This window comes from Lutibacter holmesii (assembly GCF_042679665.1).
Lineage (GTDB): Bacteria > Bacteroidota > Bacteroidia > Flavobacteriales > Flavobacteriaceae > Lutibacter > Lutibacter holmesii.
The window spans coordinates 757,292-779,308 of the sequence record NZ_JBHTMV010000003.1 but is presented as its reverse complement, the minus strand read 5'-3'; the positions used below and the strand labels follow the sequence as shown (position 1 = coordinate 779,308).

Here is a 22,017-nt window from a genome sequence, read left to right as displayed (position 1 = left end):
TTACTCTTTTTTTTGATTTTTTCAATGAAGTTTTATTGCAAAACAAATTTGATTTTTAAAAAGATATGAAAGTATTTAACTTTTAAGCTTCTTTTTAGTTTCTGGTAATACCAAATTGGTATATACAAATTTCCAACCTGCTGTTTCCAGAAGCTTTTCAATCATTTGAATTGAATCTAATGCTTCCTTTTTTGCTGAAGTAATTAAACCGCTTTCAGGAATTTTCTCAATAATAAAATCTTTCGCTTCTTTATTTAATTCGGTTAAATCGTCGGCTTTAAATTTGTTAAAAATTCCGTCTTTTTTATCGTAGTATTTTACATCTGTTTCTACCGATAGTATTTTTGGCTCTGGAAATTGCGTTAAAATAATTTCTTTTGAATCTTTTTTAGATTCTAGTTTAATTTGGGTTAAATCGTATCCAATATGCGCTTTTGCTTTAATTAACAATACCGCCTTTTTTTTAGAAGTAATAAATTTTAAAAAATGCTTTTTTTGATTTTCATATTGATAAATTTCAGCAAACTCACCTTCTACCGAAATCAAATTGCAAACACTTTTTATTTTTTGAATTAATATTTCAGATTGCTTTACGGTTTGTTTTTCGTTTACTTTCCATTTAAAATACGTAATCACTAAATAAGCCAAAACGGCTCCCAATAAAGACCCTAAAAATATATCCATAGTTTTTTGTTGTATTTCAAATATAGCAAATGTACTAGATTATAAACAAATCGCTGGCAATTCCATCTGCCAAAAATTTTCCTTTTTTAGTTGTTACCAAAACCTTGCCTAACGTAGGATCTGATTTTATTTCTAACAAATTATTTTTTATAAATGGCTTTATATTTTCTTTGAAGTCATTTAACAAGTTTAACCCAAATTCTTTTTCAATTCTAGTAAAAGAAACTCCCCAAATAGTGCGTAAACCTGTCATAATATATTCGTTAAAACAATTATTTTTTGAAAGTTCTTCAATCGTAATTGGAAGTGTATTTACACTTAATGATTTTATATATTTTGCGTTGTTTGACACATTCCAAGCGCGCTCTTTTCCGTTAAAAGAATGCGCTGAAGGTCCAATTCCCAAATACTTTTCGCCCAACCAATAAGAAGTGTTGTGTTTTGAAAAATATGCAGGCTTTCCAAAATTAGAAATTTCATATTGTACAAAACCCTGTTTTTCCGTTTCAGCCACCAACATATTAAAATGTTCTAAAGCTAAATTTTCATCTACAGGAGTAACTTTTCCTTTTTTTATAAAAGCCGCTAATGCCGTTTTTTCTTCAACTGTTAACGCGTAGCTTGAAATATGAGGCACACCAAATTCAAAAGCTGTTTTTAAATTTTCCAACCATTTTTCATTGCTCATATTTGGTACTCCGTAAATTAAATCAATGGTAATATTATCAAAATATTGTAGTGCCAGTTGTAAACATTTTTTAGACTCTTTTGCTGTGTGTGCACGATTCATAAATTTTAAATCGTCTTCAAAAAAAGATTGAATTCCAATACTCAACCTATTTATTGGTAATTGCGATAATTCAATAATTTTTTCAGTAGTTAAATCATCAGGATTAGCTTCCAACGTAATTTCAGCATTATTAACAACTGTATAATTTTCATAAATCACATCAAAAATAGCTTGTAACTCTTCCAAGTTTAAAATACTTGGTGTTCCGCCGCCAAAGTAAATTGTTTTTATTGTTTCGTTACCAAATTCATTTTTTCTAAGAATTAGCTCCTTTTTTATAGCTAATAACAAGGCTTCCTTCTTTTTTAATGAAGTAGAAAAATGAAAATCGCAATAGTAACATGCTTGTTTACAGAATGGTATATGAATGTATATGCCTGCCAATTTTTAGTTGTTTTAAATGTCAAATGTACACTTTTATTAAAAAAGAAGTGGTTAAGTGATGTAAGTCACGTTTTTTGTAGAAACGGAATCGTAAATTTGATAAAACCGCGTCGTTATGTATACTTATATCGTATCTTTCAAAGTAAAAGAAGGAGAAGGAATTTCCTTTGTTGAACTACAAAAATTTGAAGAATTAACAGAAGCCAAACCTGCAGGTTTAGATCACTTTCACATTTTTAAAGACCAAAACGAAGAAAATCGCTACTTTTTAGTGGAATATTGGAGCACAAAAGAAGATCGTTTAAAAATGGAGTCTTCAAAAGAGTATCAATTATTCCGAGAACATAGAAATTTAATTGTAGAAAAAAAATATGAAACCTATGAGTGTGATGTTGTTATTTAACTAACTATTTCACTCTTTTTTCGTTTTGTTTTACAAATGAAGCCCAGCCTGTATAATTTTTTTCAACTGTGGCTCTTCCGCTGTTGTAAAAATGACAAACTGCTGCTGCTAATCCGTCTGTTGAATCTAAGTTTTTTGGTAGTTCTTTTATTTTTAATAAGCTTTGCAACATTCTAGCAACCTGCTCTTTACTCGCATTTCCGTTTCCGGTAATGGCCATTTTTATTTTTTTTGGAGAATATTCTGTAATGGCAACTTCACGAGACAAACCAGCAGCCATTGCAACACCTTGAGCTCTACCTAATTTTAACATAGATTGTACATTTTTACCAAAAAAAGGTGCTTCAATAGCAATTTCATCGGGATGATAGGTGTCAATTAAGTGAATGGTACGCTCAAAAATCAATTTTAATTTCACATAATGATCTGAATACTTTTTTAGCATTAGCTCATCTAAACGAATTAATTCCATTTTTTTATTTACAACCTTAATCAATCCAAACCCCATAACGGTAGTTCCCGGATCAATTCCTAATATGATTTTTTCTGAACTCAATTATTTGTTTATTTGTAAAACCAAATGTACAATAACTCTCACAAATATAAACGCACACTATTTTTATTATTTAAATTAATAATTGTTTACGGTGCTTTTTATTTTATCTATCAAAAATTAGTTGACAATCAACTTTTAACTTTTGCAACACTTACCCAACAATTTCAAGTGGCTTTTTCAAATAATATTTGGGCTTTTATTGCAATTTTATTATGTACCGATGTCAATTGGTTTTTAGAAATTTTTAAGTGGAAAAATTTAGTAAATACCTTTCAAAAAATCACCTTTTTTAAAGCTTATGAACAAAGTTTTGGCGCACATACAGCTTCTTTAATTACGCCAAATAGAATTGGCGAATATGGTGCCAAAGCATTGTATTTTAAAAAAGAGTATCATAAAAAAATTGTAGGGTTAAATTTTATTGGAAATATGTGTCAATTAACTGCAACCACGTTTTTTGGCTGTATTGGATTGGTTTATGTTTTGTTAAATTTTAAAATTAATTTCCCTGAATTTAATACTAAAACGCTTTTAATAGTAGGAATTATACTTAGTATTTTACTATTATTTAAAAAACAATTTAGGTTCTTTAAAATTGAACAATACCCACTTCAATTTTCACAATTTTTAAAATCCATTTCAACAGCAACTTACATTAAAACATTGAGTTTTTCCTTTATGCGTTATCTGGTTTTCTCACATCAATTTTACTTTTTATTACAACTTTTTGGTGTTAAAACGGATTATTTTACGCTTATGAGTTTCATTTTTTGTATGTACTTTTTTGCTTCGTTTATTCCAAGTTTATCAATTTTTGATTGGGTTATAAAAGGTTCTGTAGCTGTTTGGTTATTTCAATTTATTGAGGTAAACGAATTAACTATTATTACCGTAACAACATTTATGTGGATTCTTAATTTTGCTTTGCCTGCAATACTTGGAAGTGTTTTTGTATTGAATTTTAAAACCACTTCTTACGAATGATTACTGCGTCCATTTTTATTTTTACAACTTATGCAGCGCTTGTTATTGCTTTTATCATAGGTTTTAAAAATGTTAAATTACGAACATCAAACTTTGAACAACCTTTACATAAGTTTTCAATAATTATTCCTTTTAGAAATGAAGCCAATAATTTAAACAACTTATTACAATCCATTCAAAAATTAAACTATCCCAACAAAATGTTTGAAGTTTTGTTAGTAAATGACGCTTCAGAAGATACATCTTGTACAATTATTGAATCTTTTCAAAAAAATCATTCACACATTAGCATTCAAATAATTCAAAACAAAAGAACCTCAAACTCGTCAAAAAAAGATGCAATACAAACCGCCGTTCAACAATCTAAATTTAATTGGATAGTTGCTACAGATGCTGATTGCGAAGTTCCAAAAAATTGGCTACAAAGTTTCAATAAATTTATTTTAGAAAAGCAACCGGTTTTTATAAGTGCCGCCGTAAAATTTAAAGCAGAACAATCATTTCTTTTTCACATTCAAAATTTAAATTTCACAAGTTTAATTGGAAGCACAATTGGTGCGTTTGGTATACAACAACCTTTTTTATGTAACGGCGCAAACATGTGCTATAAAAAAGAGGTTTTTCAAAAATTAAATGGTTTTGAAGGCAACAAAACCATTGCGAGTGGCGACGATGTATTTTTGCTAGAAAAAATGGTAAAAAACTATGCCACAGATGTTTACTTTTTAAAATCTAAAGAAAACATTGTTATTACAAAATGTGAAATGCAATGGCAATCTTTTTTAAATCAACAAATACGTTGGGCTTCAAAATCGAGCGCATATAAAAATTGGTTTTCAATACTTGTAGGAGGCATTGTTTTTATAACCAACTTATATATTTTAATTATTGGTTTTTCGCTATTTTTAAAACCTTCTAATTATCCTTTTTTTATAGCAATACTACTTCAAAAAATGTTTTTTGACATTCTTTTAATTGAAAAAACAGCTTCATTTTTAAATACAAAGCAATCTTTAAAACATTTTCCGTTTGTTAGTTTAATTTATCCATTTTTCACGGTAATTATCGCTCTTCTATCCGTTATAAAAGAGTATGAATGGAAAGGCCGAACATTTGACAAATAACTATTCTTTCACTTCAAACAAACTGGTAATAATAGTATCAGAATTCAACCATAAATAAGTAATTACTAGTAATAAAACCAATAATATTATCAATCGTTTTTTGTTTGGTAGTTTTCTTTTTTTAAATCGTTGTTGTTCCATTTTAATCGTTTTTTATTATTCTTTAAAAGCGCGTAGCATTTCTCTTTTACCTGGTGGACCAGGCAACCTTTCTACCTTAAAACCAACCGCTTGCATAGCTCTTCTAACACTTCCTTTAGCGCTGTACGTAACTAAAATACCACCTTTTTTCAAGGAATTAAACATAATTTCAAAAATATCTTCAGTCCATAATTCTGGCTGAACACGTGCTCCAAAAGCATCAAAATATATTAAATCAAATCTATTTTCGTCTTTTATTTCGTTAAAGAATAACTGTTGTTTTGTTAAATTAAATCCGTTTGAAATTAATTCTTTTTGTTCCCACTTTGATTGATGCATTTGTGTAAAAACCTCTTGAAAATTTTCAGCTTTCAACTCAGCTACATAATTTAAATTTTCAATTTCATTAGCAGCAACCGGATACGCTTCAACACCCACATAATCAATTGTTAAGTTTAACTTAGGTGCTTCTAAAAAAGTAATAAAACTATTTAATCCAGTTCCAAAACCAATTTCAAGAATACTTATATTTTGATTAGAAAATAATTGCAAACCGCTTTTTATAAACACGTGCATTGCTTCTTGAATAGCGCCATGTTTTGAATGGTATTGTTCATTCCATTCCGGTAAATGTATGGTTGAAGAACCATCAGCTGTAATTATTATTTCTCTTTCCAATTGGTAACGCTTAAATTAAAAATTCAATCAACAAATATCATTAATTTATAGTTCCTAAAAAATAAAAACGAAGAGTTTAATTTTTACAAATACAACAAAAAACCTAGTATATTAAGTAATATTAAGCAACTTTGTTCAGTTAATTTATTTATAAATTAGCAATAATTTTATTTATTTAAAAATAAGTTATTTACCTTTTCATAAAATTGAATTACTTATTAAAAAATTTAAGTAATTTTGTTAAAAACTAAAATACAATTTACAATGTCTTTACATATTGAAAAAATAGCAACATCTAAAATTAATGATGTTGATTTTAGCAAATTATCCTTTGGGCAAATCTTCACAGATCATATGTTTGAATGTGATTTTGAAAATGGCGCGTGGCAAACACCCAAAATTAGACCTTATCAACCAATTGCGTTTGATCCTTCAGCTAAAGTGTTTCATTATGGACAAGCTGTTTTTGAAGGAATGAAAGCCTACAAAGATAAAAATGACGATATATGGTTGTTTAGACCAGATCAAAATCAAGAACGCATTAATAAATCTGCTGAGCGTTTAGATATGCCTGCTTTCCCAAAAGAACTATTTTTTGAGGGATTAAATGAGTTACTGAAAATTGACAGTCAATGGGTACAAAAAGGAGAAGGAGATGCACTTTACATTCGTCCGTTTGTAATTGCTACAGAAAACTGTGTTTCAGCTTCTTCATCTAAAAATTATAAATTCATGATAATTTGTGCGCCTGTTCAGGCCTATTATGCAGGTGAAGTTAGAGTAACTTTTGCTGATAAGTATAGTAGATCTGCTAACGGAGGAGTTGGTTTTGCAAAAGCGGCTGGAAATTACGCTGCATCTTTTTACCCTGCAAGATTAGCTGAAGAACAAGGATACCAACAAATTGTTTGGACTGATGCTTCTACGCATGAATATTTAGAAGAAGCAGGTACAATGAATGTGTTTTTTAGAGTAAATGACACCTTAATTACGGCGCCAACAAGTGACCGTATTTTAGATGGAATTACTCGCAAAAGCTTAATAGAATTGGCCAAAGACGAAGGAATTAATGTTGAAGTTAGACCTGTTACAAGAAAAGAAATTGTTGAAGCTGCAAGAAAGGGAGAACTAAAAGAAATGTTTGGTGCTGGAACTGCCGCGGTAATTAGTGTTATTAAAGGTTTTGCTGATCAAGATGAAAAGTTTGAATTACCTGTAATTGAAAATAGTTATGCTACTCTTTTAAAAACAAGATTAACTGGAATTCAACAAAATAAATTAGAAGATAAATTTGGTTGGAGATATAAAGTTCAATAAAAACTTAAACCACAACAAACAACATTTTATTAAATTGCAACTACTCAAATAATTGGCAAAACTAGCCGATTATTTGGTATGTTTTTTAGCCTAAACCAACTAAAATAAAACAATGAGTACTACATTAGAAGAAGCAAAAAAGAATTTACAAGAAACTGGTTTTTTAGATATTGAAACACCAAAGGAAATAAATTATGTTGGAGAAATCAACAAATTAAGAAAAGAGAAAAACGCTGTAATTTTAGCCCATTACTACCAAGAAGATGCCATACAAGATATTGCAGATTTTGTTGGTGATAGTTTAGCTTTAGCTCAAAAAGCAGCAACTACTGAGGCTGATATAATTGTATTTGCAGGTGTGCATTTTATGGCCGAAACTGCAAAAATATTAAATCCAGAAAAGAAAGTTTTACTGCCAGATTTAAAAGCAGGATGCTCATTAGCTGATTCTTGTCCGCCAGCTGATTTTGCTGCCTTCAAAAAAGAACACCCAAATCACTTAGTAGTTTCATATGTAAATACTTCTGCTGAAATAAAAGCCTTAACAGATATTGTTTGTACATCATCAAACGCTAAAAAAATTATAGATTCTATACCTGTAGATCAACCAATTATTTTTGCTCCAGATAGAAATTTAGGTGCATGGTTAATTAAAGAAACTGGTAGAGATATGGTACTTTGGGATGGTGCTTGTATGGTTCATGAAGCTTTTTCAATTGACAAAATATTAGAACTACACACTGAAAATCCTGATGCTGAAATTATTGCACATCCTGAATCTCAAGCTCACTTATTAAAAGTAGCAAAATATGTAGGGTCAACTTCTGGCTTATTAAATTATGTAAAAAATAGCGACGCTAAAAAGTTTATTGTTGCTACTGAAGTTGGTATTTTACACCAAATGAGACAAGATGCGCCTGATAAAATTTTAATTCCTGCACCTGTTGATGATGACAATTGTAATTGTAGCGAATGTTTTTATATGAAAATGAATACAATGAAAAAATTGTATTTATGCTTACAACATGAACTTCCAAATGTTGAAGTTGATGCTGAATTAAGTAAAAAAGCTTTAGTTTCTATTGAACGTATGCTAGAGCTTTCAAAATAAAAAACTTTAAATGAACGCTGAAAAAAAAATTCACAACACCGATTTTTTAGTAATTGGATCTGGAATTGCTGGTTTATCTTTTGCGCTAAAAACTGCAAAACATTTTAAAGACGCATCCATTACCATAATTACCAAAAACGAAAAAAACGAGTGCAATACAAAGTATGCACAAGGTGGTATTTCAACAGTTTGGGATAAAACAGTAGATTCATTTGAACAACATATTCAAGATACCTTAATTGCAGGCGATGGAATGTGCAATGAAGAAATTGTAAAAATGGTGGTTGAGCAAGCACCAGATCGTTTGAGAGATTTAATTGAATGGGGAACCAAATTTGATAAAAATAAAGACGGAAATTTTTCATTAGGAAGAGAAGGTGGCCATTCACAAGATCGCGTTTTACACCACAAAGATATAACCGGAGCAGAAATTGAACGTGCTTTAATTGCAGCTGTTGAACGTACTAAAAACATTACTTTTTTAACTTACCACTATGCTATTGATTTAATTACTGAGCATCAATTAAAAAAGAAAAAAACCAAGAGAAAAGAAAAAATTACTTGTTACGGAGCTTATGTTTTAGACGAGAAAAAAAATGTTGTTAAAACATTTTCGGCAAAAGTAACTATGCTTGCTACAGGTGGAAATGGCCAAGTATATGTAACAACTACCAATCCTGTAATTGCTACTGGAGACGGAATTGCAATGGCTTATAGAGCTAAAGCAGAAATATCGGAAGTTGAATTTATTCAATTTCACCCAACAGCATTGTACAATCCAGGAGAATATCCTGCATTTTTAATTTCAGAAGCTGTAAGAGGTGAAGGTGCTATTTTAAGAGATTATAGTGGAAAACGATTTATGCATAAGTACGATTCACGTGAAGAACTAGCATCGCGTGATATTGTAGCTAGAGCTATTGATAGTGAATTGAAAAAAAGTGGAGCACCTAATGTATTTTTAGATTGTACACATATAAACTATGAAGCTTTTAAAAAACATTTTCCAAATATTACTGAAAAATGCGCAACTTTAGGTATTGATGTTAGCAAAGATTATATTCCTGTTTGTCCTGCACAACATTATATTTGTGGTGGAGTAAATGTGAGTAAAAAAGCTAAAACATCGCTTAAAAACCTATATGCAAGTGGTGAAGTAACACGTTCAGGCCTTCACGGCGCAAATAGATTGGCTTCAAATTCATTATTAGAAGGTCTCGTATTTTCTCACAATGCATTTCAAAATTTAACAAAACGATTTCATAAAATAAATCTTCCTACAAAAGTTCCTGTGTGGAATGACAGTGGTGTAGTTAAAAATATGGAAAAAGTACTTATTACACATGATAGAAATGAAGTAAAAACTATTATGAGTAATTATGTAGGAATTGTAAGATCAAATGAACGGTTGTTACGGGCAGAAAGAAAATTACGTGTTTTATACGAAGATAACAAGCGCTTGTACGATCATTCTGAACTTTCTACGGACTTATGTGAACTTAGAAATTTAATAACTACAGCTTATTTAATTACGCAGTTTTCAAAAAACAGGAAAGAAAATAAAGGTGGCTTCTATAGCGCTGATTTAATAAAAAAGGAGCTTTAAAAGCTCCTTTTTTATTAATCTATATTTTACTTTTTTAAGTATTCAACATTTTCCATAAAGTATCTTTCAACTCCATCATTCCTTGTTGAGCTACAGATGAAATAAATAGTGTTTTAATACCCTTAGGAAGATCTTGTTGTATTTCTTCTTTCAATTCATCATCTAACATATCAGACTTTGAAATAGCCAATAAACGATCTTTATCTAATAATTCAGGATTGTGTTTTTTTAGTTCATTTAATAAAATACCATATTCAGTTTTAATATCATCTGAATCTGCAGGTATTAAAAATAACAATGTTGAATTTCGTTCAATATGTCTTAAAAACCGATGCCCTAAACCTTTTCCTTCAGCAGCTCCTTCAATAATACCAGGAATATCGGCCATTACAAAAGTTTGAAAATCGCGATATTCTACAATTCCTAAATTTGGCTTTAACGTAGTAAACGCATAATCTGCTATTTTTGGTTTTGCTGAAGTTAATACCGATAATAATGTTGACTTTCCTGCATTTGGAAATCCAACCAAACCAACATCTGCCAATACTTTTAATTCTAGTTGAAACCAACCTTCTTGACCTTCAACACCTGGTTGAGCATAACGCGGCGTTTGATTGGTAGAACTTTTAAAATGCCAGTTTCCTCTACCTCCTTTTCCTCCAGGTAATAATTGCTGCTCAGTATTTTCTTTGGTTATTTCAAATAAAATTTCTTGGGTTTCACCATCACGAATAATGGTTCCTAGTGGTACATCAATATAAACATCTTTACCATCGCTTCCAGTACTTCTTTGCTTAGATCCGTCACTACCGTGTTCTGCTCTAAAGTGCTTTTTGAATTTTAATGAGTATAATGTCCACATATTGGTATTTCCACGCACAATAACGTGACCACCACGACCACCATCACCACCATCAGGCCCACCTTTATCAATGTATTTTTCTCTATGCAAGTGCATAGATCCTCTTCCACCTTTTCCAGATTCGGCGTGTATTTTAATATAATCTACAAAATTCCCTTCAGTCATGATATCAATATTTAACTCCCCTATTATTAAAATAAAATACTACTAGTAACAATACAATTTAAAGCTGATCAAGAATACTGCTTAAACGCTCATTAACTTCTTTAATTTCACCTACTCCATTTACTCCAAAATATTTATTTTGAGCTTGAAAATAGTCTTTTAAAATAGCAGTTTTAGTGTTGTATTCATTAAAACGAATACGAATTTTATCTTCGTCTTGATCATCAATTCTTCCACTAGTTTTTCCACGTTCTAACAAACGTTCAACTAATAAATCTTCAGGTACTTCAAGAGCAACCATTCCACTAATTCCTTCTCCTTTTTCTTCTAAGAATGCATCTAAAGCAATTGCTTGAGATTCAGTACGAGGAAATCCGTCAAAAATAAATCCATTAGCATCCGTATTTTTATTTACCTCAGCTTTCAACATATTTATAGTAACCTCATCAGGTACTAAATTTCCGCCATCCATATAAGTTTTAGCTAACATTCCAAGTTCTGTTTTGTTTTTAATATTGTATCTAAAAACATCTCCTGTTGAAATATGAACTAGTTCATACTTTTCTTTTAATAAATCTGCTTGTGTTCCTTTTCCGGCTCCAGGAGGGCCAAATAAAACAATATTTTTCATGTTTGGTGCTGTTGTTAATTGATATATACTTTCTAAATTTCTTCCTATTCCATCGTAATCTAAACCATAACCAACAATAAACTTATCTGGAATTGGTAGTCCAATATAGTCAATTGGTAAGGCTTTTTTGAAAACATCTGGTTTAAAAAACAAGGTAGCAATTTTAAGTTGCTTTACATTTTTATCTTTAAAAATTTCATAAATTTCTTGAAGGGTATTACCAGTATCAATAATATCTTCTAAAATAACAACTGTTCTACCTTCTAAATTTTCATTTACACCAACCAATTGTTTAATTTTACCTGTAGAATTTGTACCTTCATAAGAGGCTAATTTCACAAATGATACTTCACAATCTGAATTGTATTTTCTTACAAAATCAGCTACAAACATAAATGAACCATTCAAAATTCCAATGAATAAAGGTTTTTCTCCTTTTAAGTCATTTTCTACTTGAGTTACTAATGCTTGAACTGCTTCATCAATTTTCTCTGCTGAAATGTACGATTTAAAGTATTTGTCGTGTAATTTAATAATACTCATAGTGTTACTTTGTTGCAAATTTAAGAATCCAACCCTAAAGTTGAATTATAATTTAAAAATTATTTATTAGTTTGAAATACAAAAACCGTTTTGAACTTTCAAAACGGTTTTTGCTATGTTAGGTTATCACCTATTTATTTTTTCTTTTGCTCTAATTTTTTAGTTGTGTCATACATAATTGGCGATGCAATAAACAATGATGAATATGTACCAACAATTACACCTACAATTAAGGCAAACATAAATCCTTTAATTGAATCACCTCCAAATAAGAAGATCGCCATTAATACTACCAATGTAGTTAAAGAAGTATTTATGGTTCTTCCTAATGTAGAACTTAATGCAAAATTCACAATTTTAGAGAATTTCCAAGAATTATGAATTCCTGCAAACTCACGAATTCTATCAAAAATTACCACGGTATCATTCAATGAATAACCAACTACTGTTAAAATAGCGGCAATAAATGATTGCCCAATTTCCATATCAAAAGGTAAAATTTTATAGAATATAGAGAAAATTGCCAATACAATTAATACATCATGGAATACTGCCGCAACAGCACCTAAACTATATTGCCATTTTCTAAATCTAAATAAGATATATAAAAATACTACCAATAATGAACCAAGAATAGACCATCCTGCAGCAATTTTAATATCTGATGCAATTGTAGGCTCTACTTTAATAGAAGCCATAATACCAGCTGTTTTTTCACCATCATAACCAGGCTTAAATTCATCCATAGTTAAACCTTCTGGTAAATAAGATTTTAAGTTGGTATACAATAAGTTTTGAACTTCATCATCAATATGATTTCCTTCTTCTTCAATTTTATATTTTGTAGTTACTTTTAATTGACTAGCTTCTCCGTAAGTTTTTACTTCAGGAGCACTTCCAAAAGCACCTTCTAAAGTTGCTCTAACATCAGATGGGTTTGTAGCTTTATCAAATTTTACAACGTAAGATCTACCTCCAACAAAATCAACACCATAATTTAACCCGTTTGTTACCAATGATGCTAAACCGGCAATAATTAAACCTCCTGAAATTATGTAAGCGATTTTACGTTTTTTCAAGAAATCAACATCAATATTTGCAAATAAGTTTTTAGTAATACTTGTATTGAATGTAAATAATTTTCCTTTTAATGCATACCAGTCAATTAATAAACGTGTAATAAATACAGCTGTAAATAAAGATGTAACAATACCTACCATTAATGTATAAGCAAAACCTTTTACTGGTCCTGTTCCAAACACATATAAGATGATACCTGTTAACATAGTAGTTATGTTAGCATCAATAATTGCAGATAAAGCTCCTTTAAAGCTAAATCCGTGCTCAATTGCAGCTTTTAATCCTTTTCCTTTATTTAATTCTTCTTTAATTCTTTCAAAAATAATTACGTTGGCATCAACCGACATACCTATTGTTAAAATAATACCTGCAATACCTGGTAACGTTAATACCGCTCCAAATGCAGTTAAAATTCCGAAGATGAATAAAATGTTTACTGCCAATGCAACATCAGCAAAAGCTCCTGCTTTACCGTAATAGAAAATCATCCATAACAATACAAGTACTAATGCTAATCCAAATGAAAGCATACTACTATTAATTGCTTTTTGCCCTAAAGATGGACCAACAACTTCTGATTGAATAATATGTGCTGCAGCTGGTAATTTACCTGCTTTTAATACGTTTGCAATATCTTGTGCTTCACTCACTGTCATACTTCCACCAGAAATAGAAGTTCTACCTGTTGTAATTGGAGTGTTTACTGAAGGTGCTGTATGTACATTGTCATCTAAAACTACAGCTACAAATTTCCCAACATTATCAGTAGTCATTTTACCCCATAATCTTGAACCAGTTGCATTCATTGTCATACTAACTTCAGGTTTTCCTGTTTGTCCGTATTCTTGACTTGCATCATCAATTACATCTCCTTCAATTGGAGCAACATCTTCACGGTTAGATTTAATACCGTATAAGTAAATCAATTCAGTATCTTCACCTGTAGCAATTACTTTTGACACAAATGACTTTGCATCCCATAAGAACTTTGCGTGCTTCATATCGTTAGATAATAAAGCTCTAACTTCTTTTAATCTTAAATATGAATTTACCTTAGCTGTATCAACAACTTTTGCAGTTGCGATTACTGAAGATACTTGATTTTGAGATTGTGGTACACTAGGAGTTAAAACAGTAAATAAATTATTTACTTGTTTTGTTGCCAAAGAATCTGAAACTTCTCCTAATAAATCATTCAATTCATCTTTTACTGAAGCTGTTTCTTCTGTTGTAGATTCTTCTTGTTTTAATAAACCTTCAACAACTGAATTTGCTTGAAAAAAGAAGTTTGTTGTTTCTTGGTTTGTATATACTTCCCAGAACTGTAATTCTGCAGTACTTTGTAATAATTTTTTAACACGATCAATATCTTTGGCACCAGGTAATTCAATTAAAATACGACCTGATTTTCCAATACGTTGAATGTTTGGTTGTGTAACACCAAATTTATCAATACGACTACGCAATACTTCAAAAGCAGTATTTACAGAACCTGTAACTTCTTCTTCAATAATTGGCATTACTTCCTCATCAGATAACTTAAAGTTAATTTTCTCACGTAAAGATTTATTACCAAAAATACTTGGATCACTTAATTTAATAGTTCCGTTGCTTAATTGTTCAAACTCTTCAAAAAACAAGTTTAAGAAAGTATCATCACTACTTTTTTGAGCTTCAGCAGCTTTTGCTAACGCTTCATTAAAAATTGGATTTTTTGACTCGTTTGACAGCCCAACTAAGATATCTTTTACAGAAACTTGTAAAATAGCATTGATTCCTCCTTTAAGGTCTAATCCTAAATTAATTTCTTTGTCTTTAATATCACTGTAACTAAACTGAGCAAAACCCAAATCAATCACTGGCTTGTTTGCAACAGAGTCTAAATAAACTCTCTCTAAATTTGCTATTTCTCTCCCATCATCAGTTCTAGATATAGCATACTCATTTGCTTTACTTTCCACATTTTTTGTGAACCAAGTAAATGATAATTGATATATACTTACTAATCCGAATAAAATAGCGAATAACTTAATTAATCCTTTATTCTGCATGTTAAAATTTATTTAATATAAAATTCATTTGTAATAAACGTGCAAATATATAATTTCAAATAGGAACTAACAATTCTTTTTTTCTTTATTTACTTATTAATTATTGGTTACTTAATTTACACTGTTCTCAACTATGAATTTGTTATATTTGATACTTAAATTTTAACAATATGAAATATTTATCAGACATAGAAATTGCGCAACAAAAAGAGCTTGTTCACATTAAAAATATAGCTCAAAAATTAGGTGTTGACGAAGATGATTTAGAAATGTATGGTAAGTTTAAAGCAAAGCTTCCGTTAGACTTAATTGACGAAGACAAAATAAAACAAAACAATCTAATTTTAGTTACGGCTATTACACCAACACCAGCTGGCGAAGGAAAAACTACTGTTTCTATTGGATTAACTGAAGGTTTAAATAAAATTGGAAAACAAGCAACTGTTGTATTAAGAGAACCTTCTTTAGGTCCTGTTTTTGGCATAAAAGGTGGTGCCGCAGGTGGTGGATACTCTCAGGTTGTACCAATGGAAGATATTAACTTACATTTTACTGGAGATTTTAATGCCGTTGAAAAAGCAAACAATTTATTATCTGCTTTAATTGACAATAATTTACAAAGTAAGTGTTGTAGTTTTAATTTAGATCCAAGAACAATTCTTTGGAAACGTGTGATTGATATGAACGATCGCTCACTTAGAAAAATAACCATTGGTTTAGGTGGTACAACGAATGGAATACCTCGTGAAGATGGATTTAACATAACACCTGCTTCTGAAGTAATGGCTATTTTATGTATGGCTACTGATTTTGAAGATTTGAAAAAACGCTTAGGAGATATTCTTATTGGATTTACTTTTGATAAAAAACCCATTTTCGCAAGAGATTTAAAGGCTGAAAACTCTATGGCAATTTTATTAAAACATGCCATACGTCCTAATTTGGTTCAAACTTTAGAGGAAAATCCAGCAATTATTCACGGCGGTCCGTTTGCTAATATTGCACAAGGAACCAATACAATTATTGCGACAAAAATGGGCTTATCATTGTCTAATTACGTAGTAACTGAAGGTGGTTTTGGGGCAGATTTAGGTGCAGAAAAATTCTTAAACATCAAATGTCAAGCTGCTAATTTACAACCAAAAGCAGTTGTTTTAGTTGCTACTATAAAAGCACTGCGTCATCACGGAGGTGCTCAAAAAGACCAGCTTGAAACACCTAATTTAGATTTGGTAAAAGACGGCTTTTGTAATTTAGAAAAACACTTAGAAAACATTCGTAAATTTAATATTGAACCTGTTGTTGCCATCAACACCTTTAAAAGTGATTCATACGAAGAAATTGATTTTATTATTAATGAATGTGAAAAACTAAATGTACAAGCTGTGGTATGTGATAGCTGGTCTAAAGGAGGAGAAGGAACAAAAAAATTAGCTGAAGCTGTTGTACATACTGTTGAATCAAACAAAACACCATTTAAACCTTTATACAATTGGAACACTCCTATAAAACAAAAAATTGAAACAATTGCAAAAGAAATTTATGGCGCAGATAGTGTTGATTTTGATAAGAAAGCGAAACTAAACTTAAAGCGAATTGACAAATTAGGTTTTAATAATTTCCCTATTTGCATGGCCAAAACACAAAAATCATTTTCAGACAATGAATTCTTAAGAGGAAGACCAACTAATTTTGTGGTTACAGTTCGTGAAATTGAAATTGCCGCAGGCGCAAAATTTATTATTCCTATACTAGGTCAAATGATGCGTATGCCTGGTCTACCTGCAAACCCAGCTTCAGAAAATATGACTATAAATAAAAATGGTGTTATTTCTGGATTATCATAATTCATATATATTGTAAAATAAAAAGGCTCCAAATATACATTTGGAGCCTTTTCAATATTTAAGTTTTTAATAAACTATGCTAACAAAGTATTTGTAGCTTTAACACCTACAGCACTTTCTTGAATTTTTGCAAGCTCTGCTTCTGTTAACTCAATCTCAACAACTTGCTCAATTCCATTTTTACCAATAATACAAGGTACACCAATTGAAATATCACTTAATCCATACTCACCTTCTAATAACGCTGAACAAGGGAACATTTTTTTAGAATCTAAAGCAATAGCTTTAACCATTTCTGAAACAGCTGCACCTGGAGCATACCAAGCACTTGTTCCTAATAATTTAGTTAATGTTGCTCCACCAACTTTAGTTTCAGCCACAATTTGCTCCATTCTTTCTTCTGATAAGAATTCAGAAACTTTTACACTATTACGCACAGCTTTTCCAATTAATGGAACCATACCTACATCACTATGACCACCAATTACCATACCATCAACATCTGATGCTGGACAACCAATAGCTTCAGCTAAACGGAATTTAAAACGAGCACTATCTAACGCTCCTCCCATTCCAATAATTCTATTTTTTGGTAATCCTGTAGCTTTGTGAGCTAAATAGGCCATTGTATCCATTGGGTTACTAACCACAATAATTATTACTTCAGGAGAATATTTAATTAAATTTTCAGCAACTGTTTTTACAATTCCTGCATTAATTCCAATTAATTCCTCACGTGTCATTCCTGGTTTTCTTGGAATTCCACTAGTAATTACAGCAACATCACTTCCTGCAGTTTTAGAATAATCGTTTGTAGTTCCTGTAATTTGAGTATCAAATCCATTTAAAGATGCGCATTGCATTAAGTCCATAGCTTTACCCTCAGCAAATCCTTCTTTAATATCAATCAACACTACTTCATCTGCAAAATCTTTAATCGCAATGTACTCAGCACAACTTGCACCAACAGCACCTGCTCCAACAACGGTTACTTTCATATTTTTATATTTAGTTTTAATATTATTTTTTTGAGCTATAAATGTACTAAAATTTTACAGAAATGATAATTACGATTTAGCGTAATTTACGAAATCGATATTGATGATTTTTATCATCTTTTTTTATGATAATCATAAAAAAAGCCACTTCAAAAAGTGGCTTTTTACATATTTACAAACAAACATCATTACGCATCAATGTTTGCATATTTTGCATTTTTCTCAATAAAGTCTCTACGAGGCGGAACTTCATCTCCCATTAGCATAGAAAACACTCTATCTGCTTCTGTTAAATTATCAATAGTTACTTCACGTAAAGTTCTAAATTCAGGATTCATAGTTGTATCCCACAACTGTTCTGCATTCATCTCCCCAAGACCTTTGTAACGTTGAATATTCACATTTCCACCCATATTAAGTGCAATTAAATCACGTTGATCATCATCCCAAGCATATTCTCTTTTTTGTCCTTTCTTTACCAAATATAAAGGTGGAGTTGCAATAAAAATATGTCCGTTTTCAATTAATTCCTTCATATATCTAAAGAAGAACGTTAAAATTAACGTTGCAATGTGACTACCATCAACATCGGCATCACACATAATTACAATTTTATGATAACGAAGTTTAGATAAGTTTAAGGCTCTTGGATCTTCTTCTGTACCAATAGAAACACCTAATGCAGTAAACATATTTTTGATTTCTTCATTTTCAAAAACTTTATGCTGCATTGCTTTTTCAACATTTAAAATTTTACCACGTAATGGCAAAATGGCTTGAAAAGCTCTATCTCTACCTTGTTTTGCTGTTCCTCCCGCAGAATCTCCCTCAACAAGGAATATTTCACACGCTTCAGGATCAGTTTCAGAACAATCACTTAATTTCCCTGGTAAACCACCAATTGACATAACTGTTTTACGCTGCACCATTTCACGAGCTTTACGTGCTGCGTGACGTGCTGTTGCGGCCAAAATTACTTTTTGAACAATTAATTTAGCATCATTTGGATTTTCCTCTAAATAATCTTGTAACATTTCAGAAACCGCTTGACTTACCGCTGAAGAAACATCACGATTTCCTAATTTTGTTTTTGTTTGCCCTTCAAACTGTGGCTCTGCTACTTTTACTGAAACAATTGCAGTTAACCCTTCTCTAAAATCGTCTCCAGCAATATCAAATTTCAGCTTATCTAACAATCCTGTAGATTCAGCATACTTTTTAAGTGTACCTGTTAAACCTCTTCTAAATCCAGATAAATGAGTACCTCCTTCGTGTGTATTAATATTGTTTACATACGAGTGTAAATTCTCAGTATAAGAAGTATTGTAAACCATTGCAACTTCAACAGGTATTCCATTTTTTTCACCTTCCATTGAAATCACATCAGCAGTTAATTGCTCACGTGTTGCATCTAAATATGTTACAAACTCAGGTAAACCAACTTTACTAAAGAAATGTTCAGTAGGATGATTTCCTTCTTCATCGGTAGTTCTTTTATCTGTAAGTGATATTTTAAGACCTTTATTTAAGTAAGAAAGTTCTCTTAAACGTGTTGCTAAAGTTTCATAGCTATATTCTACAGTTTGAGTAAAAATAGTTTTATCTGGCGTAAAAGTAACCATTGTACCTTTCTCAGTGGTTTTACCAACTGGTTTTGCAGGATACAGCGCTTTTCCTCTTTCATACTCCTGCTCCCAAATTTGTCCATCTCTAGAATAAACAGTTGCTTTTAAATGATCTGATAATGCATTTACACACGATACACCAACACCGTGTAAACCTCCAGATACTTTATAAGAATCTTTATCAAATTTACCACCAGCACCAATTTTAGTCATTACAACTTCTAATGCTGAAACACCTTCTTTTTCGTGCATTCCAACAGGAATACCACGACCATTATCACGTACCGAAATTGAATTATTTTCGTTAATAATAACTTCAATTGTATCACAGTGGCCAGCCATTGCTTCATCAATAGAGTTATCTACAACCTCATATACTAAATGGTGTAAACCTCTAACTCCAACATCTCCAATATACATTGACGGACGCATACGCACGTGCTCCATTCCTTCCAATGCTTGAATACTGGAAGCATCATAACTGTGTTTTTTTTCTTCTTCGCTCATAAAATTTAAGTTTTTATGTATTTACTAAACACAAATATAATGCTTCAATTTAAAGTTTTAAAGACTCTAAAGATCTACAGTTTTGAAGTTATTAACAATTTGTAAATTACCCAAAACGCGCTTAAAAAAGCTAAAATTAGCTTAAAAGTAATTTTAGACCATTTAATTCTACACAAACCAATTTATTTTTAAGAAAATGCCTTATGAAGCCTAAAATGAGCTCAATTTTTTACTGAAAAACTTAAAAACTACCATTTCTTTTTACAAAAAAATGCGCAATACAACTTAAATGGTGCTAAAAATGAAAATATTTAACTAGAAAATTATATTGTTAAGAAAAAATGAAATAAAGTATTTATACTATTTATAATAATATTATTTTTGCGGATGCAACATCAGGTACTTATATTAGATTTCGGTTCGCAATACACGCAGTTGATTGCTCGAAGAGTTAGAGAATTAAACATTTTTTGTGAAATTTTTCCTTACAACAGTAAAACTTTTGATATTAAAGATTACAAAGCTGTAATTCTTTCAGGAAGTCCATCTTCTGTAAGATCAGAAGAAGCTCCTCACCCTGATTTATCAGAAATCAAAGGGAAACTTCCTTTATTAGGTGTTTGTTATGGAGCCCAATATATGGCTCATAACTTTGGTGGTGAAGTAGGCGCTTCAAACACTCGTGAATATGGAAGAGCTAATCTTTCTTTTATCAAAGAAAACGAAGTGTTTTTTGAGAATGTTTCCACAGGAAGCCAAGTTTGGATGAGTCACAGTGACACCATTTTAAATTTACCAGAAACTTTTGAATTAATTGGTAGCACACACGATGTTAAAAATGCCGCATTCAAAATTAAAGACGAAAAAACTTACGGAATTCAATTTCACCCAGAAGTTTACCACTCTAAAGATGGATTAACCATTTTAAAGAACTTTTTAGTAAATATTGCAGAAGTTGAACAAACTTGGACGCCAGATTCATTTGTTGAAACTACTGTAGCTGAACTAAAAGAAAAATTAGGAGATGACAAAGTAGTATTAGGTTTATCTGGTGGTGTAGACTCTACCGTAGCAGCCACGTTAATAAGCAAAGCAATTGGTAAAAACCTGTATTGTATTTTTGTAAATAACGGATTGTTACGTAAAAATGAATTTGAAAACGTTTTAGACCAATACAAACATATGGGCTTAAACGTAAAAGGTGTTGATGCTTCGGCAAGGTTTTTGAAAGAGCTAGAAGGAGAGTCTGACCCTGAAGGAAAACGTAAAATAATTGGTAGAGTATTTATTGAAGTTTTTGACGATGAAGCTCATGAAATTCAAAATGTAAAATGGTTAGCACAAGGAACTATTTATCCTGATGTTATTGAATCTGTTTCAGCAACTGGTGGACCTTCAGCAACTATTAAATCGCATCATAATGTAGGTGGTTTACCTGACTTTATGAAATTAAAAATAGTAGAACCTTTGAATACTTTATTTAAAGATGAAGTAAGAAGAGTTGGAAAATCTATGGGAATTGACGCTGAATTGCTAGGTCGTCACCCTTTTCCAGGACCAGGATTTGGAATTCGTATTTTAGGAGATATTACGGCTGAAAAAGTAAGAATGTTACAAGAAGTTGATCATATTTTTATTCAAGGCTTAAAAGACGAAGGTTTATACAATAAAGTATGGCAAGCAGGTGCTATGTTATTACCAGTAAATTCTGTTGGTGTTATGGGAGATGAAAGAACATATGAAAAAGCAGTTGTTTTACGCGCAGTAGAATCTACCGATGGAATGACAGCTGATTGGGTAAATTTACCATACGAGTTTTTACAAAAAACATCTAATAAAATAATAAACGGTGTAAAAGGCGTTAATAGAGTAGTATATGATATTAGCTCTAAACCACCTGCAACTATTGAGTGGGAATAAATTATTTAAA

The 22,017-nt window shown here is 31.0% G+C and carries 18 protein-coding genes; 8 read left to right on the top strand and 10 right to left on the bottom strand.

Going from position 1 to position 22,017, the window contains the following annotated elements; translation table 11 throughout:
- Positions 1-75: 75 nt before the first annotated feature.
- Together ACFQ5N_RS06160 and hemW are read right to left on the bottom strand one after the other, a co-directional pair.
- Positions 76-684, bottom strand: a complete 609-nt coding sequence (locus tag ACFQ5N_RS06160) for a DUF4230 domain-containing protein (RefSeq protein WP_386808615.1) — start codon at positions 682-684, stop codon at positions 76-78.
- A 34-nt stretch (positions 685-718) separates the two neighbouring features.
- On the bottom strand, positions 719-1,858 hold the full coding sequence (gene hemW / locus ACFQ5N_RS06155) for a radical SAM family heme chaperone HemW (RefSeq protein WP_386808614.1): 1,140 nt from the start codon (positions 1,856-1,858) through the stop codon (positions 719-721).
- Positions 1,859-1,973: 115 nt separating this feature from the next.
- On the opposite strand from hemW, the gene ACFQ5N_RS06150 reads away from it, so the two are divergent.
- Complete coding sequence (locus tag ACFQ5N_RS06150; RefSeq protein ID WP_386808613.1) at positions 1,974-2,261, top strand: putative quinol monooxygenase; 288 nt, start codon at positions 1,974-1,976, stop codon at positions 2,259-2,261.
- 4 nt (positions 2,262-2,265) lie between these two features.
- Here ACFQ5N_RS06150 and ruvC read toward each other — a convergent pair whose 3' ends face one another.
- Positions 2,266-2,817, bottom strand: a complete 552-nt coding sequence (gene ruvC / locus ACFQ5N_RS06145; protein WP_386808612.1) for a crossover junction endodeoxyribonuclease RuvC — start codon at positions 2,815-2,817, stop codon at positions 2,266-2,268.
- A gap of 24 nt (positions 2,818-2,841) precedes the next feature.
- Between ruvC and ACFQ5N_RS06140 the strand changes: the two genes are divergently transcribed.
- A complete protein-coding gene (locus tag ACFQ5N_RS06140) occupies positions 2,842-3,801 on the top strand; it encodes a hypothetical protein (RefSeq protein ID WP_386808611.1) in 960 nt (319 codons plus the stop codon).
- Entirely contained in the window at positions 3,798-4,925 is a 1,128-nt protein-coding gene (locus tag ACFQ5N_RS06135) for a glycosyltransferase (RefSeq protein ID WP_386808610.1), read from the top strand. The genes ACFQ5N_RS06140 and ACFQ5N_RS06135 overlap by 4 nt, the downstream gene beginning before the upstream one ends.
- On the opposite strand, the gene ACFQ5N_RS06130 is transcribed toward ACFQ5N_RS06135, so the two are convergent.
- Positions 4,926-5,066, bottom strand: coding sequence for a hypothetical protein (locus ACFQ5N_RS06130; RefSeq protein ID WP_386808609.1), 141 nt, complete (start codon positions 5,064-5,066; stop codon positions 4,926-4,928).
- Positions 5,067-5,081: 15 nt separating this feature from the next.
- A complete protein-coding gene (gene mnmD / locus ACFQ5N_RS06125) occupies positions 5,082-5,744 on the bottom strand; it encodes a tRNA (5-methylaminomethyl-2-thiouridine)(34)-methyltransferase MnmD (protein WP_386808608.1) in 663 nt (220 codons plus the stop codon).
- A gap of 264 nt (positions 5,745-6,008) precedes the next feature.
- Between mnmD and ACFQ5N_RS06120 the strand changes: the two genes are divergently transcribed.
- From ACFQ5N_RS06120 to nadB, 3 genes are all read left to right on the top strand, one after another.
- Complete coding sequence (locus ACFQ5N_RS06120; protein WP_386808607.1) at positions 6,009-7,061, top strand: branched-chain amino acid aminotransferase; 1,053 nt, start codon at positions 6,009-6,011, stop codon at positions 7,059-7,061.
- A gap of 112 nt (positions 7,062-7,173) precedes the next feature.
- Entirely contained in the window at positions 7,174-8,172 is a 999-nt protein-coding gene (nadA, locus tag ACFQ5N_RS06115) for a quinolinate synthase NadA (RefSeq protein WP_386808606.1), read from the top strand.
- A gap of 10 nt (positions 8,173-8,182) precedes the next feature.
- Entirely contained in the window at positions 8,183-9,778 is a 1,596-nt protein-coding gene (gene nadB, locus ACFQ5N_RS06110) for an L-aspartate oxidase (RefSeq protein WP_386808605.1), read from the top strand.
- Between the two features lie 34 nt (positions 9,779-9,812).
- On the opposite strand, the gene obgE is transcribed toward nadB, so the two are convergent.
- The 3 genes from obgE to secDF all read right to left on the bottom strand — a co-directional run bounded on the left by obgE (position 9,813) and on the right by secDF (position 15,110).
- On the bottom strand, positions 9,813-10,805 hold the full coding sequence (gene obgE / locus ACFQ5N_RS06105; RefSeq protein WP_386808604.1) for a GTPase ObgE: 993 nt from the start codon (positions 10,803-10,805) through the stop codon (positions 9,813-9,815).
- A 58-nt stretch (positions 10,806-10,863) separates the two neighbouring features.
- The gene (locus ACFQ5N_RS06100; protein WP_386808603.1) at positions 10,864-11,979 is read right to left on the bottom strand and encodes an adenylate kinase; all 1,116 of its coding nucleotides are present in this window, start codon (positions 11,977-11,979) and stop codon (positions 10,864-10,866) included.
- A 134-nt stretch (positions 11,980-12,113) separates the two neighbouring features.
- Positions 12,114-15,110 (bottom strand): protein translocase subunit SecDF, encoded by a 2,997-nt coding sequence (gene secDF, locus ACFQ5N_RS06095; RefSeq protein ID WP_386808602.1) that lies wholly within the window; start codon positions 15,108-15,110, stop codon positions 12,114-12,116.
- A gap of 170 nt (positions 15,111-15,280) precedes the next feature.
- On the opposite strand from secDF, the gene ACFQ5N_RS06090 reads away from it, so the two are divergent.
- The gene (locus tag ACFQ5N_RS06090) at positions 15,281-16,957 is read left to right on the top strand and encodes a formate--tetrahydrofolate ligase (RefSeq protein WP_386808601.1); all 1,677 of its coding nucleotides are present in this window, start codon (positions 15,281-15,283) and stop codon (positions 16,955-16,957) included.
- Between the two features lie 74 nt (positions 16,958-17,031).
- Here the strand turns inward: ACFQ5N_RS06090 and ACFQ5N_RS06085 are convergent, their stop codons facing one another.
- Together ACFQ5N_RS06085 and gyrB are read right to left on the bottom strand one after the other, a co-directional pair.
- Complete coding sequence (locus tag ACFQ5N_RS06085; protein ID WP_386808600.1) at positions 17,032-17,955, bottom strand: malate dehydrogenase; 924 nt, start codon at positions 17,953-17,955, stop codon at positions 17,032-17,034.
- A gap of 188 nt (positions 17,956-18,143) precedes the next feature.
- Positions 18,144-20,087 (bottom strand): DNA topoisomerase (ATP-hydrolyzing) subunit B, encoded by a 1,944-nt coding sequence (gene gyrB / locus ACFQ5N_RS06080; protein WP_386808599.1) that lies wholly within the window; start codon positions 20,085-20,087, stop codon positions 18,144-18,146.
- A gap of 387 nt (positions 20,088-20,474) precedes the next feature.
- Between gyrB and guaA the strand changes: the two genes are divergently transcribed.
- The gene (guaA, locus tag ACFQ5N_RS06075) at positions 20,475-22,007 is read left to right on the top strand and encodes a glutamine-hydrolyzing GMP synthase (protein WP_386808598.1); all 1,533 of its coding nucleotides are present in this window, start codon (positions 20,475-20,477) and stop codon (positions 22,005-22,007) included.
- Positions 22,008-22,017 lie beyond the last annotated feature (10 nt).